Source organism: Phycisphaeraceae bacterium, assembly GCA_019454185.1.
Taxonomy (GTDB): domain Bacteria; phylum Planctomycetota; class Phycisphaerae; order Phycisphaerales; family UBA1924; genus JAHBWV01.
In genome coordinates this window covers 1,750,132-1,763,605 of sequence record CP075368.1, presented here as the reverse complement: position 1 = coordinate 1,763,605, position 13,474 = coordinate 1,750,132, and the positions used below count along the sequence as shown (strand labels likewise).

At 64.0% G+C, this 13,474-nt stretch carries 13 protein-coding genes; 6 read left to right on the top strand and 7 right to left on the bottom strand.

Annotated features, from left to right (window positions below; all coding sequences use genetic code 11):
• Positions 1–8 precede the first annotated feature (8 nt).
• Together mnmG and KF838_07475 are read left to right on the top strand one after the other, a co-directional pair.
• Complete coding sequence (gene mnmG / locus KF838_07480; GenBank protein ID QYK49686.1) at positions 9–1,964, top strand: tRNA uridine-5-carboxymethylaminomethyl(34) synthesis enzyme MnmG; 1,956 nt, start codon at positions 9–11, stop codon at positions 1,962–1,964.
• Positions 1,961–3,757 carry a cation:proton antiporter gene (locus KF838_07475; GenBank protein QYK49685.1) on the top strand — a complete coding sequence of 599 codons (1,797 nt, stop codon included), beginning with the start codon at positions 1,961–1,963 and terminating at the stop codon, positions 3,755–3,757. The genes mnmG and KF838_07475 overlap by 4 nt, the downstream gene beginning before the upstream one ends.
• Positions 3,758–3,785: 28 nt before the next feature.
• Here the strand turns inward: KF838_07475 and KF838_07470 are convergent, their stop codons facing one another.
• Entirely contained in the window at positions 3,786–4,637 is an 852-nt protein-coding gene (locus KF838_07470; GenBank protein QYK49684.1) for a UvrB/UvrC motif-containing protein, read from the bottom strand.
• Between the two features lie 360 nt (positions 4,638–4,997).
• Here KF838_07470 and KF838_07465 point away from each other — a divergent pair, with 360 nt between their 5' ends.
• The 4 genes from KF838_07465 to KF838_07450 all read left to right on the top strand — a co-directional run bounded on the left by KF838_07465 (position 4,998) and on the right by KF838_07450 (position 9,477).
• On the top strand, positions 4,998–5,951 hold the full coding sequence (locus KF838_07465) for a sigma-70 family RNA polymerase sigma factor (GenBank protein ID QYK49683.1): 954 nt from the start codon (positions 4,998–5,000) through the stop codon (positions 5,949–5,951).
• 119 nt (positions 5,952–6,070) lie between these two features.
• A complete protein-coding gene (locus KF838_07460) occupies positions 6,071–7,672 on the top strand; it encodes a hypothetical protein (GenBank protein QYK49682.1) in 1,602 nt (533 codons plus the stop codon).
• 74 nt (positions 7,673–7,746) lie between these two features.
• Positions 7,747–8,748: a thioredoxin-disulfide reductase gene (trxB, locus tag KF838_07455; GenBank protein QYK49681.1), complete on the top strand. Its 1,002-nt coding sequence runs from the start codon at positions 7,747–7,749 to the stop codon at positions 8,746–8,748.
• Positions 8,749–8,757: 9 nt separating this feature from the next.
• Positions 8,758–9,477, top strand: a complete 720-nt coding sequence (locus KF838_07450; protein ID QYK49680.1) for a phytanoyl-CoA dioxygenase family protein — start codon at positions 8,758–8,760, stop codon at positions 9,475–9,477.
• Here the strand turns inward: KF838_07450 and KF838_07445 are convergent.
• The 6 genes from KF838_07445 to KF838_07420 all read right to left on the bottom strand — a co-directional run bounded on the left by KF838_07445 (position 9,461) and on the right by KF838_07420 (position 13,470).
• Positions 9,461–9,940: a hypothetical protein gene (locus KF838_07445; GenBank protein ID QYK49679.1), complete on the bottom strand. Its 480-nt coding sequence runs from the start codon at positions 9,938–9,940 to the stop codon at positions 9,461–9,463. The two genes, KF838_07450 and KF838_07445, sit on opposite strands and share 17 nt — an antisense overlap.
• 174 nt (positions 9,941–10,114) lie before the next feature.
• Positions 10,115–10,471: an iron-sulfur cluster insertion protein ErpA gene (gene erpA, locus KF838_07440; protein QYK49678.1), complete on the bottom strand. Its 357-nt coding sequence runs from the start codon at positions 10,469–10,471 to the stop codon at positions 10,115–10,117.
• 304 nt (positions 10,472–10,775) lie between these two features.
• Positions 10,776–11,207, bottom strand: a complete 432-nt coding sequence (gene iscU / locus KF838_07435; protein QYK49677.1) for a Fe-S cluster assembly scaffold IscU — start codon at positions 11,205–11,207, stop codon at positions 10,776–10,778.
• A 60-nt stretch (positions 11,208–11,267) separates the two neighbouring features.
• On the bottom strand, positions 11,268–12,503 hold the full coding sequence (locus tag KF838_07430; GenBank protein ID QYK49820.1) for an IscS subfamily cysteine desulfurase: 1,236 nt from the start codon (positions 12,501–12,503) through the stop codon (positions 11,268–11,270).
• 128 nt (positions 12,504–12,631) lie between these two features.
• Positions 12,632–13,072 carry an ATP-binding protein gene (locus KF838_07425; protein QYK49676.1) on the bottom strand — a complete coding sequence of 147 codons (441 nt, stop codon included), beginning with the start codon at positions 13,070–13,072 and terminating at the stop codon, positions 12,632–12,634.
• A gap of 41 nt (positions 13,073–13,113) precedes the next feature.
• The gene (locus KF838_07420; GenBank protein QYK49819.1) at positions 13,114–13,470 is read right to left on the bottom strand and encodes an STAS domain-containing protein; all 357 of its coding nucleotides are present in this window, start codon (positions 13,468–13,470) and stop codon (positions 13,114–13,116) included.
• Positions 13,471–13,474 lie beyond the last annotated feature (4 nt).

Here is a 13,474-nt window from a genome sequence, read left to right as displayed (position 1 = left end):
CATCCTGCATGGTGGGACGGCACTCCGTCATTGTCATCGGTGGGGGCCACGCCGGCGTCGAAGCCGCGTGGGCTGCTGCCAACCTGCTCCCGGTCCGTCCCGGTGAGCCGCCCACAGTCGCACTGGTCACTGCCGACCCAACCAAGATCGGCGTCATGTCCTGCAACCCCGCCATCGGCGGGCTCGCCAAGGGCCAGATCGTTCGAGAGATCGACGCCCTGGGCGGCCTCATGGGCCTCGCCACCGACGCCACCGGCATCCAGTTCAAGGTCCTCAACACCTCCAAGGGTGAAGCCGTCCACGGCCCGCGCGCCCAGTGCGACAAGCACGCCTACGCCCGCGCTGTCCAAGCCCTTATCGCCTCCCGTCCCGAGATCCGGGTCATCGCCGCGACCGTTGAGCACATCCAGACGGACAGCGACCTCGTCCGTGGCGTGGAGATCCAAACGTCCACGGGCCACCAATCCCTCGCAGCCGACGCGATCGTTCTCACCACCGGCACCTTCATGCGCGCCCTCATGCACTGCGGCGAGCACAAGGCCGAGGGCGGGCGCTACGGCGAGCACGCAGCGGTCGGCATCGCCGCATCCCTCCGCCGACTCGGCTTCGAACTCGGACGCCTGAAGACCGGCACACCGCCCCGCCTCCGCAAGGGCTCCATCCGCTGGGACGACCTCCCGCCCCAGCATGGCGACACCCCGCCCACACCCTTCAGCGATCTCACCGCCGACACCACCGCTCCCGGCTGGACAGTGGGGGACCTCGCCCTCGATCGCTTCCCCCTTCTCCCACAGGTCGAGTGCCGCCAGACCTCCACCAACGCCGCCGCCCACGAACTCATCCGCGCCAACCTCCACCGCGCTCCGATGTTCTCCGGACAGATCGAATCCGTAGGACCCCGCTACTGCCCCTCGATCGAAGACAAGGTTGTTCGATTCGCCGAACGCGACACGCACGGCGTCTTTCTTGAGCCCGAATCGCTCGAAGACGACTGGATCTACTGCAACGGCATCTCCACGAGTCTCCCCGCCGATGTGCAGGATGCAATTGTCCGCGCCATGCCCGGCTGCGAGAACGCCGAGATTCTCCGCTACGGCTACGCCGTCGAGTACGACATGGTCCGCCCCCATCAGATCTACGCGACCGGTATGACCAAACCCGTACGCGGGCTCTTCCTCGCAGGGCAGATCAACGGAACCAGCGGCTACGAAGAGGCCGCCGGCCAGGGCCTCATTGCCGGAACCAACGCCGCCCGCCTCGTCCGCAGCGAACCTGAGTTCATGCTCGGACGCGACCAGGCGTACATCGGTGTCATGATGGATGATCTGGTCACCAAGACCCCCGTCGAGCCCTATCGCATGTTCACAAGCCGCGCCGAGCACCGCCTCCTGCTCCGCGCCGACAACACCGCCGATCGTCTCACGCCCATCGCGATCGATCTCGGACTCCTCTCCTCGAGCAGCATCGGCCATCATCGCCAGCGGGTCTTCCGCCGCCGTTGCGATCGGCTCGCACAAGCCCAAGCCCTGATCGACGCCACTCGCTTGAATGGTCAGTCGCTCGACCATGTCATCCGCTCATCGGATCTCTCTGTTGAAGAACTCCAGTCACACCTCGCCGGCGCACACGGTTCGGCCGCGTCCGATCTTTCCATACCCGTGCTCCGCTCGGTTCTTGCCGACCGCCGCTACGCCCCCCTGCTGAACCGCCAGCGAGCCGAGATCCGGCGTCACGCCGAACTCGAATCGCGACGCATCCCTCTCGGCTTTGATTTCACGTCCTGCGTCGCACTCCGCAACGAGGCCCGCCACGCGCTGGACCGCTTCCGCCCGGCCACCTTCGGACAGGCCGCACGCCTCGAAGGCGTCACTCCCGCCGATATCACACTCCTCTCCGTGCTCGTCGAACGCTCCCGCCGCGCCGAACGCCCCACCCACGCTCCCGTGAGGCCGCGCGAAACATGAAAGGTCTTGTCTGGCCACTCGCCTCGGCATCGCCGGACACGCCAAACGTGCTCTTCGGGTTCGTCGTCATCCTCACCGCGTCCGGCCTCCTCGCGTTGCTCATGACGCGCCTGCGCCAGGCGACGATCCCCGGGTATGTGCTCGCCGGCGCGATCATCGGCCCGAACGCCCTCGGTTGGGTTTCCGACAGCGAATCCGTTGAGTCAATCTCACATCTCGCCACGATCCTCCTCATGTTCAGCATCGGGCTGCACATGGAGCTCTCCTCACGCAACAAGGGTCTCGTGCCGGTCACGATCGTCGGCGCGGCCTCGACACTCCTCTCCGCAGCCGTCATCGCCGTCGTCTCTCTGCTCGTCGGACTCTCCCTCCCCGTGTCACTCACCATCGGGCTCGCGATGTCCATGTCCTCGACCGCTGTTGTCGCCCGCATCCTCTCCGAGCGTCGCGAACTCCGCCAACTCGCCGGACGCATCTCATTCACCATCCTGCTCGTGCAGGACATCCTCGCCGTGGCGATCCTCGCCGCAGTCCCCATGATCGCCGCATGGTCCAGCCACAACCACGCGCCCGATGCATCCGCCCCTAGCGCGGCGACCCAGCCACTCCTCGACCAGATCGCCTCCGGCTCACTCAAAGTCGGGCTCGTGATCGCGTTCCTCCTCTTCGGCAAGTTCATCCTCCCGCGAATCATGCACGAGGCCGCTCGTGTCGCCAAGGGAGAGATCATCCTGATCGTCTCCGCCGCCGTCGCATTCGCCGCGGCAGGCGGCGCAACGCTCGCCGGTCTCAGCCCCGAACTTGGCGCGTTTGTGGCTGGTCTTCTGCTCGCCGCAACCCCGTTCCGGCATCAGGTCGTGGGCCAGCTCGAGCCCATGAGAGACCTCTTCCTCGCGATCTTCTTCGCCTCGGTAGGTCTGAAACTCGATCCCGCGATGCTCGCTCACAACTGGCTCCCGATTCTGATCGGTGTCATCGGGCTCGTCGCGACGAAGGCCATCAGCATCGGGCTCACCGCCTGGTCGATGGGAGCCCCTCCGGCAGTCTCTGCCACGGTGGGTCTCTCGCTCTCTCAGGCCGGCGAGTTCTCCCTGGTTGTCCTGGGTGTCGCTCTTACCGCCGGAGTGCTCGACACCCAGACCATGGGCATGATCCTGCCGATCGTGGTCCTCTCCCTCGTCTGCACACCCTGGTTGATGGCGGCCGCTCGAAGCGTCTCGCCCAAGCTCGCGCCCGCCCCGCTCGCCCCGTGGAGCGTCGCATCCTCGCTGCGTGCCGACACCCCCGATCCCCATCCCGACATCGCTGCCGCCATCACCTGTCGCGCTGTCATCGCCGGCTTCGGCCCCGTTGGACGCGCCGTCGCCGACCGCCTCGACCTTCTCTCAATCCCCTACACGATCATCGAGCTCAACCCCAGAACCATCGAGACCCAGCGGGCGATCGGAAGATCAATCATCTACGGCGACGCCTCGAATCGAGAGGTGCTCGAAGCCGTCAGAATCGAGGGCGCGTCCGTCGTGGTGCTCGCGATCCCCGACGATGAGGCCACCATCCGTGCGTGCCGCGCGATCCGACAACGCGCACCGGACGCGTTCATCGCCGCTCGCGCCGGCATGCTCCGCACGGGTATGGCCATCAAAGAGGCCGGTGCAAGCATCGTCGCCATCGACGAGATCGCAGCAGCCGAATCCCTCACTCGCGAAGTTATCGAACGGATCGAGGGGCTCGCCGCCCCGGCTCCACACAGGCCGCCCCTCTCCGATGAGCAGCCGTCGAAGCCCAAAGCGTGAACTTCCCCTCAGCAACCCGCCCAACCGATCAATCCTTGATCTGGCGAATCTCATCCCTCAATATCGCGGCCAGCTCGTAGTTCTCATCCTCGATCGCCTTCGCAAGCCGGGCCTGCAACTCGCCCGTCTGGCTCACCGGCAACTCCGGCGTCTGCTGAGGCACTCGAGCCCCGAGGGTCTCCCTCATGGCACGCAACGCCTGCACCTCCGCTGATTGCTCGAACTGCTCCGGGGCCTGTTCATCGAAGATCCGACGCAGAGCTTCAAGCCCCTCCTCGATCGCGACCAGTGCCGCCTTCGGCTCGCTCTCACGCAACGACCGCCCCGCCAACGCACGGGCACGGATCATCGTGACATAAGGCCTGAACTGCTCCAGCGCGGTACGGTCAGACTCCATCTGGGCGTGAGACACACAGAAATCGAGCAGCCGCAGGTTCCGCGTCGTATCCCTGATCACGCGATCAAAGTCCTCGATCGCCAGCAAGCCCACGTACCGGTGGTAATACTGCACCGCTTCTTCCCTGAGCAGGCGGCACTCCTCCGCTCCGAGAAATCGAGGCGCCTCGGTTGCCTCACCCGACTCGAAAGCGGATCGCCCGAACTCCTTGCGCTGCTCACGCCGATCCACATCCAGATCGTCGGCCCCGGAGAGGCCCGCCGCCTGATCCTCGTACAGGTCGAGCAGACTCTCGAATCCCCCCGGCCTCTGCCCGTCCGGGCGCCCGTCGAGCTTCATCTGCAGCACGCCCAGATCCACCCTGAGCTGAAGCATCTCCTCGCCGTCGGCCCCCTGAACGAGCCGCGCTGTGATGTGACCGGGTTCGTAGGGCCATTCGTTCAAGAATGAAGTAAGGTCTTTGTTCATGTTTCGGGTCGCCAACCGGCCAATTCTTCGCGTACTTTCATACGTCTCCAAGGCCTGCGCGGCCTCGCGACGTCTTTCTAGGAGGACGATTGTACGTGATTCGCGCGTGCTTCCGCGCGTCTCTCGGACTGTTCGGTATGTATCCGGACCCTGCACGCCCGTGTAGGTATCGCATTCATTGGGACTTAGGAGCGATAACGCCACAGATCAACAGAAACTTCAAGTGCCAACTTGACCCCGACGATGCAACCGGGACCAATTTAGCGGCGAATCTCAAAAGTGAGTGGCATTCTTGAATTTTCGTGTCATGTTGTAAGGTGAGAGAGACTCGGGCGACGAAGGTCCGGGTCGCACACGCGGAAGGTGGGATGAGACGTGAGCGGCAAGAGCGAGCTGTCGGGCTATGCCCGGCGGGAACTGCAGTCCGACCTCCAGCTCTATTTAAGGGGCATAAACGAGGTACCGCTGCTGTCCGCCGAGGATGAGCGTGAACTGGGTTGGGCGATCATCAACGAGAACTGCCCCCAGGCGCGTGAGCGCATGGTTCGGGCCAATCTCCGATTGGTCGTTTCCATCGCCAAGAACTACATGAATCGGGGTCTTCCCCTCACTGACCTGATCGAAGAGGGGAACATCGGGCTTCTCAGGGCCGTCGAGGGCTTCGACCCGGCCCAAGGTGCCCGGTTCAGCACCTACGCGTCCTGGTGGATCAAGCAGGCCATCAAGCGGGCCCTGATCAACGCGACCCAGCAGATCCACGTGCCGGCCTATATGGTCGAGCTGATCGCCAAGTGGAAGGTCGCGCAGCGCAAGCTTGAGGCCGAACTCGGCTACACACCGTCGATCCAGCAGCTGGCCGACGCGATGAACATCCCGGTCAAGAAGGTCAAGATCATCAAGCGGGCCATTCGGGCTCTCAATTCGACCGTTCGCGAGCCCCAGAGCCGCGACGGCGAGATGATCTCGCTTGCCGACGTCGTCGCCGATGCTCGCATGAAGACGCCCGACGACAACGTCCTCCGCGGCGACGAGCTCGGCGTCCTCCGCCGCCTGCTCGAAGCCATCGACGAGCGTGAGGCCATGATCCTCCGCCTTCGGTTCGGTCTCGACGGTCAGGAGCCCCTCACCCTCAAGCAGATCGCCGAAGAAATCGGCATCAGCCGCGAGCGTGTCCGTCAGATCGTCGACGAGGCCCTCACCCGCCTCAACCAGCAGATCACCGACGACAAGCCCAGCCGCTTCTATCGCGCCGCACCCGGACGCGAAGAAGCCGCCACGGAAGTCGAATCCCAGGACTCGGCCCCGATCCCAGGCCAGACCGTCGGCTGAGTCAACCCTCTCTTCGAATCGCACGGGCACGCAGCGACGCGTGCCCGTGTGTCGTTTTATCCCCCTCATCGCGCCGCTCACGGGGACGCTCCACGCGGCTTGTGCTACCATCGTCGGCCATGCAAAACAGCTCAACGCTCCGCCCACCCCGAGCATCCAAGCTCGCAATGCACAGCCCGCTCCACACCCTCATCGCCATCGCGATCACGCTGGCCACGCCGGCCCTCGCACTGGCAGACGACTTCGTCAATCGTGTGAATCAGCCCTTCCGGATGATTCGCACCGAACTGAGGTCCGATTCCGTCATTCTCCCAGTCATCGCTCGCATGGCGACCCCCCCGGTCGGCGTTGACCGCCTCGATCGCGCCAGGATCATCCCCGCTGGCTCACAGTCATGGGCCGCCGCCGAGACGTGGGCACAGGGCGAGTCGCAGCAGGCCGTCCTGAAGGCGATCCATCAGGTCACGCAGGAACCCGACTACCGCATCGCATTCGGCTTCGGACAGCCCTACGGAGCCCAGGGGGTTCCCGCAGCGCAGATCCGTGACCGTCTATACACAGATCTCGGCGACCCGCCCCTCCTCTCCGCCGCTCGACATCACTACCTCCCGGCATTTGAACGTGTCGCCTGCCTGGTCAACGTCGAAGCCACGCGCCTCGCGGCAGCCGGCGACCCGAACGCAGCGATCGACCTCCTCATCGACTGGGTCTTCTTCTGCCGCCAGATCGCAGATCGCGAGTTCGCAGTCGAGGTTATCTGGGCCATCCAGGAGATGTCTCGCTCGTTCGAGCGCGTCCGCGATATCGCTTACGTCGACTCACTCGCCTCGTCGCCCACCCTCTCGGCCGACCGCATGAAAACGGTGATCGACCGCCTCGACGAACGCGGGTTCCTCGGGATCGAACGCATCGCGCTCCCGCTGGCCGACACGATCGGTGCCGAACAGGTCATCGCTCGTGTCTACGTCGAGCGTGCTGGAATCAACAAAGCCACGTTCGGTAGCACGCTCGCCCGCCTGGGAAGCTCCGACCGCCCGCTCCGCCTCTTCGGAGAGGCCGCCAAGTGGGATGTCATCGCCGATCGCCAGAAGACGTGGTTCGATATCCGCGACACCCTCAGCAAGATCACCAACGACTGGACCAGCCGCTGGACGCTCGATGCCTTCGACCCCAGAATGACGCAGGCCTTCGAGTACAGGTCGCTCGACGCCAGTTCGAGCGTGATCCAGGCGACAGTCCCCGACCTCGGCGAGATCTTCGCCCTCCGACAGGTCCTTCGTACGGAAGCCGTCGCCACACGCCACGCCCTGGCCGTGTACTGCGCAAAGGTCAGCGGCGGGCAATGGCCGCCCACACTCGCCGCCGTACGCCCCATCTGGATCCAGCAGCTCGAGACCGATCCCTTCAACCCCCGCAGAGAACGCGGGGCCAGGCCGCCGCTCGAGTACTTCGTACCCATCCGCGACACCCGCTCCCAGTTTGGAGACCGCGAAGTTCCCAAGCCCCACGACATCAGCATCGTGACCAGCGGCCAGAATTTCTCTCGCCAGATCGACGACTCACAGTTCATCCTCTACTCCGTCGGCGGCAACGGAGGCAAAGACTGGGCGCGCCGAGTCCAGAACACAGCCGACAACATCGCAAACGCCGACTATCTCGCCTGGCCTCCCATCCTTTCCCTCCAGCGTCAGCACATGGCCGACACCGGTCAGCTCAAGTAACGCCTCCGATCCCGCGGCATCGAAAGCAACGATACCCCGGCGCGAATCTCCACGCGCCGCGAGGAGACACCACCTTGGCCTCCAGCTCAACCACTCCCGGTGTCGGCTCAGTCGAGAAACTCGTCATCATCGGCTCCGGTCCCGCGGGCTGGACCGCCGCGATCTACGCCGCCCGCGCGAACCTCGCCCCGCTCTCCATCGTCGGCGTTCCCAAGCAGGACCCCAGCATCGTCCTTCCCGGTGGCCAGCTCATGCTCACCACCGAGGTCGAGAACTATCCCGGATTCGAGCACGGCGTCATGGGCCCCGAGATGATGGGCAAGTTCCAGGCCCAGGCCGAGCGCTTCGGCACACGCATCATGGGCGACGACGTCGTCCGCTGCGACTTCTCGAAACGCCCCTTCGAGCTCCACACCCAATCGAACGGGATCGTCCGCGCCCACGCCGTCATCATCGCGACCGGCGCAACCGCAAACTGGATCGGTCTCCCCAACGAGATGCGACTCGCCACCATGGGAGGCGGCGTCTCCGCCTGCGCCGTCTGCGATGGTGCGCTTCCCGCGTTCCGCAACCAGCCCCTCGCGGTGGTGGGGGGAGGCGATACCGCGATGGAAGAAGCCACCTACCTGACCAAGTTCGCAAGCGAGGTCTACATCATCCACCGCCGCGACTCCTTCCGCGCCAGCAAGATCATGCAGGAGCGGTTCCTCAGCCGCCCCAACGCCAAGGTACTCTGGAACAAGGTCGTCGTCGATGTCCTCGGCGAGGACAAGATCAGCGGCGTCCAACTCAAGGACACCGTGACCGGCGAGCTCTCCACGCTCGATGTCAGGGGGCTCTTCATCGCCATCGGCCACACGCCCGCTACCAAGTTCCTGAAGGATGCCGGCATCGAGCTCGATGAAGCCGGATACATCGCGCTCCGGACCCGCAGCAGCCGGACCAACGTCGAGGGTGTCTTCGCCGCAGGCGATGTCTCCGACAGCGTCTACCGCCAGGCCGTCACCGCCGCCGGTATGGGCTGCCAGGCCGCACTCGACGCCGAGCGCTGGCTCGCCGCGACGGGCGTTCACTGAAGTCCATGTATGCGACGTGCTGAGATGATGCAGTTCGCTCATCACATTGATTCGCTTGGATACGCCCTGTGTCCAGGCATCATCGAGCGTGACGAGATCGAGCGCGTGCGAGCAACGCTTCCCGTTGTTCCTTCAGGCGGCATTCGGAACGCTCTGGCGAACAGCCAGGCGCTGGCCATGCTCGCCCGATCCCCGCAGCTGCGTGCGCTCGCTGATGTGGTCCTCGGTCCCGGAGCCCGCGTGACACGCGCCATTCTCTTTGACAAGACGCCCGATTCCAACTGGCGCGTCCCATGGCACCAGGACACGACGATCGCCGTCAAGGATCGCGTCGACACTCCCGGTTTCGGCCCATGGTCTATCAAGGACGGCGTGGCCCACGTCAAACCTCCCGCGTGCGTCCTTGAGCGAGTGCTCACACTGCGGCTGCATCTCGATCCGTGCGACGATTCGAACGGTCCGCTTCTCGTCCTGCCCGGCACGCATCGCGAGGGGTTCCTCGATGAGTCTCGTTCGAACGCACTGATCTCAAATGGCTCGCCTGTAGCGTGCACCGCGGAGATCGGCGATGTGGTCGCGTTTCGACCCCTATTGCTGCACAGCTCGCACAAAGCGCGAGCCGCCACGCACCGGCGCGTGCTGCATCTGGAGTTCGCCGCCGGAGTTCCGGGTGGCAGTCTTGAGTGGAACGATGCGGACCCCGATGCCCCCGTCAGTGCGGGTCGCTGATGTCCGCCTCGCCGAAGAGCCGGAACTCTTTCCGCCGCAGCACCTGCCCGGCCAGATCCGTGTCGTCGACCGAGAGGGCAATGGTGGGGGTGCCGTTCGGCCTCAGCATCAGCGAGTACGCGAAGTGAATGTTGATCTCAGCGCCGAGCAGCGAGAGGCAGAGACTCGAGATTGTGTGCCCGCGTGAAAGCTCGACAACCAGTACGTCTCGTTCAGAGAACGTCGCGTTCGCGTTCCGAAGAATCTGGCGTGCCAGTTTCGATGAGTTCGTGATGATCCGGATCACCGCGTGATCGCTCGCCTCGGCCACGGAGAGCGCGCAGATCGCACACCCAGAGCCGTCGAACGCTCGCACGAGGTCGAAAAGCCGACCGACACGGTTATCCAGAAACACGCTGAACTGTGTCACGCGTGGCGGGGAGTACCCCATCGTCGTCTCGGCAGGCATCGATGCCTGGCTCATGCGCGTCCTCTCGCCGATTCGATCGTGCCGGCGCGTCCGACGCCGACAACTCCCAAGATACATGCCGCAGGGCCGACTCCACCGAGCCGCGCGCCAACGACACCTCACACAAATCGTACCACCCCGCGTCGCGGCTCACAAGCACAAAATCCGCTCGCCTCACGCCCCGGACGGTCAAACCGCGAAACTCGACCCGCAACCACAGGAAGTCGTCGCGTTCGGGTTTGTGAACACAAAGCCGCGCCCCATGATCTCGTCCTTGAAGTCCACCGTCGTCCCGTTCAGGTAGAGCAGACTCTTCGGATCGCAAATGATCTTGACCCCGTGCTGCTCAAAGACCTCATCGGTCTCCTTCTGCGTCTCGGTCAGGTCGAGCACATACGAGAAACCGGAACACCCGCCGCCCTTGACGCCGACCCGGAGCCGAACCTTGTCCGCGTCCAGCTCCTGCTGGGTGATGATCGACTTGATCTCGCGAGCAGCCGTCTCGGTCAGAATCACGCCCTCGACTTGTGTGGCCTGCTGACTCATCGCTTATCCATCCTTTTCCGCAATTGTGCGGCACTCATTCTACGCCGCTTTCTGCCGATCCTGAAGCCCGTTCCGCACTGGCACAGGCCATCACCTATTGGATGTCGGATGGGCCGGAATCGCTTCTGGATCGGTCCGAGAAGATCCGTAGCTCGAACACCGCCAGAACCAGCCCCGCCCCACACAGGGCCGCACCCACAGTCCCGCTCACAAGCGCGGGCATGAAGTTGCGGCCGGTCTCCCACATATTCAACAGGGTGTCCTGCTGCTCCGTGGTCAAATCCCGATCCCGAAAACGCTGCCCTCAGTGCGCCGCCGCCTGCTCGGCCCCGGCGGTGATCCCGTTCTTCTGCTTGTAGTCCGCGATCGCCGCACGGATCGCATCCTCGGCCAGCACCGAGCAGTGGATCTTCACCGGAGGCAGCGACAGCTCCTCGACGATCTCCGTGTTCTTGATCGCCAGACCCTCATCGAGCGTGCGGCCCTTCAGCCACTCCGTCGCCAGCGACGAAGACGCAATCGCGGAGCCACACCCGAAGCACTTGAACTTGGCATCCTCAATGACGCCCGTGCCCTGGTTCACCTTGATCTGAAGCTGCATCACATCGCCGCACTCGGGCGCGCCGACCAGCCCGACGCCGACGTCGGCCCGCTTCTTCACCTCATCCGTCGTGCCGAAATTCCCCACGTTGCGGGGCTTCTCGTAATGATCGATGATCTTCTCGCCGTATGCCATGTTTCACCTCGTCGTATCACGCCAGACCGAGCCCGGCCGAATAAACCAAATTCAATCCGATCAGTGGTGCGCCCACTCCACCTTGGAGAGGTCGATCCCTTCCTTGTGCATGTCGTACAGAGGGGACAGATCACGCAGCTTCTTCACAGACTTCACGATCGCCTCGGCCGCGTAGTCCACCTGCTCATCCGTCGTCCAGCGTCCGAGCGACAACCGAAGCGACGAGTGTGCCAGCTCATCACCGACGCCCAGAGCCTTGAGCACATACGACGGCTCCAGCGACGCGCTCGTGCACGCCGAACCCGACGAGCACGCGATCTCCTTCACGGCCATCATCAGACTCTCGCCCTCGACGAATCCGAACGAAATGTTCGTAATCTGCGGCAGCCGCTTCTCGCGATGCCCGTTGACCTGCACCACGTCCAGGGCCGCCGTCACCGCGTTCTCCAGCCGTGTCCGCATCGCGAGCAACCGCCGCCCGTCCTGCTCCATCTCCTGAAGGGCGATCTCCGCCGCCTTCCCGAGCCCGACAATCCCGGGCACGTTCAGCGTGCCCGATCGGAAGCCCCGCTCCTGCCCGCCTCCGTCCACCAGCGACTGCAACCGCACCCGCGGCTTCCGCCGCCTGACATACAACGCGCCGACGCCCTTCGGTCCATAGATCTTGTGGCCGCTCATCGAGAGCAGATCGACGTTGTCCTTCGCCACATCGGTCGGCATCTTCCCGACCCACTGCGTCGCATCCGTATGGAAGATCACCTCTCGCTCGTGGCACACCGCGCCGATCTCGCGGATCTCATTGATCGTCCCGATCTCGTTGTTCGCCCACATGATCGTCACGAGGATCGTGTCCTCGCGCATCGCGCCCCTCACCATCTCCGCGGTGATCAGCCCGTCCGAACCGGGTTCGAGGAACGTGACGTCAAACCCTTCCTTCTGCAGACGCTTGCAGGGATCAAGCACCGCCTTGTGCTCGTGGATCGCGCTGATGATGTGCCCGCGAGGCCGACCAGAGCCCGCCGGCGCACGCTCGTACATGTACGCCGCGCCCTTGATCGCGATGTTGTTCGACTCCGTCGCGCCGGACGTGAACACGACCTCTTTCTCATCGGAGCCGAGCAGAGCCGCAACCTGCTGCCGAGCGGCATCCACGCCCTCCTCCGCCTCCCAGCCGAACCTATGGTTGCGGCTCCCCGGATTCCCGTACCGCTCTGTGAAGTAGGGGAGCATCGCCTCAACGACGCGCGGATCGCACGGCGTGGTTGCCGCGTGATCAAGGTAAATCGGGAACTTCAAGCCCATCGCACACCTCTCGAAAGTCACCCCGTCCGCAAACCGGATAGGCATGTCCTGATAATTAGAATCATTCCATTCTAGAACGCAATGGATGATAGGCACCGGAGCAAGGACCCGCAGCCGCGGCCTCACTCGCTCGCAGTATTCCGCTCGAACGTCATCTTCACGCGATTGCCGGCATCGTTGAACTCAAGCCGCGTCATGTACGCGCGAATCAGCATCAGCCCTCGCCCAGTCGGCACCTCGAGATTCTCGTCGAGCGTCGGGTCCGGAACATCGCTCGGGCTGAACCCCGGCCCCTGGTCTTCGACAGCGATTGACACCCGGTCAGGCCCGACCGCCAACTCAACGCGAACCGGTGCCGAAGCAGAGAGCCCCTTGTGGCCGTGCTTGAACGCGTTCGTGATCGCCTCCTCAAAGGCAAGCCGTATCGCAAACTTCGCCGCCTTCGGATAGCCGAACTGGTCGAGCGCGCCCAGAACCTCCGTCTCGGCGCGATGGATCAGCACCCGATCATTCGTCAGGTCGATCTTCCGCTCGATCGATTCAGGACCGTGGGATGGTGGCATAAGCGCATGCTCAACGAGGGACCGGGGCTCGATCGACGCAGTCAACCGAAACTCTTGATCGCGTCCTCGGTCGTCGGCATGATCTTGAAGATGTTGTTGAGGCGCGTGATCACGAACACCTCATAGATCTGGGGATCGATGTTCGCGAGCCGCAACTGGCCCTTCTGGCGCAACTTGTTGTTGATCGTGATCAGCGTGCCGAGCGCCGCCGAAGACAGATGGTCCACATTCGCGAAACTGATCAGCAGTTTCGGTGAAGACTCCGAATCGATCAGCGAAGTGATCTCATCGCCGATCATCTGGATGTTCGCCTCATCGAGGATGTTCCGGTCCACGAACTCGACGATCGTGACCCCTGAATCCTTGCGGACGCGAAGACGAGAGTCCGAAGCCGCCATGCGT

Coding starts and splice junctions, on each gene's coding strand:
- KF838_07445 (QYK49679.1), bottom strand. CDS start 9,940: ATGAGCCAGGCATCGATGCCTGCCGAGACGACGATGGGGTACTCCCCG.
- KF838_07460 (QYK49682.1), top strand. CDS start 6,071: ATGCAAAACAGCTCAACGCTCCGCCCACCCCGAGCATCCAAGCTCGCA.
- KF838_07450 (QYK49680.1), top strand. CDS start 8,758: ATGCGACGTGCTGAGATGATGCAGTTCGCTCATCACATTGATTCGCTT.
- iscU (QYK49677.1), bottom strand. CDS start 11,207: ATGGCATACGGCGAGAAGATCATCGATCATTACGAGAAGCCCCGCAAC.
- KF838_07420 (QYK49819.1), bottom strand. CDS start 13,470: ATGGCGGCTTCGGACTCTCGTCTTCGCGTCCGCAAGGATTCAGGGGTC.
- KF838_07425 (QYK49676.1), bottom strand. CDS start 13,072: ATGCCACCATCCCACGGTCCTGAATCGATCGAGCGGAAGATCGACCTG.
- erpA (QYK49678.1), bottom strand. CDS start 10,471: ATGAGTCAGCAGGCCACACAAGTCGAGGGCGTGATTCTGACCGAGACG.
- KF838_07475 (QYK49685.1), top strand. CDS start 1,961: ATGAAAGGTCTTGTCTGGCCACTCGCCTCGGCATCGCCGGACACGCCA.
- mnmG (QYK49686.1), top strand. CDS start 9: ATGGTGGGACGGCACTCCGTCATTGTCATCGGTGGGGGCCACGCCGGC.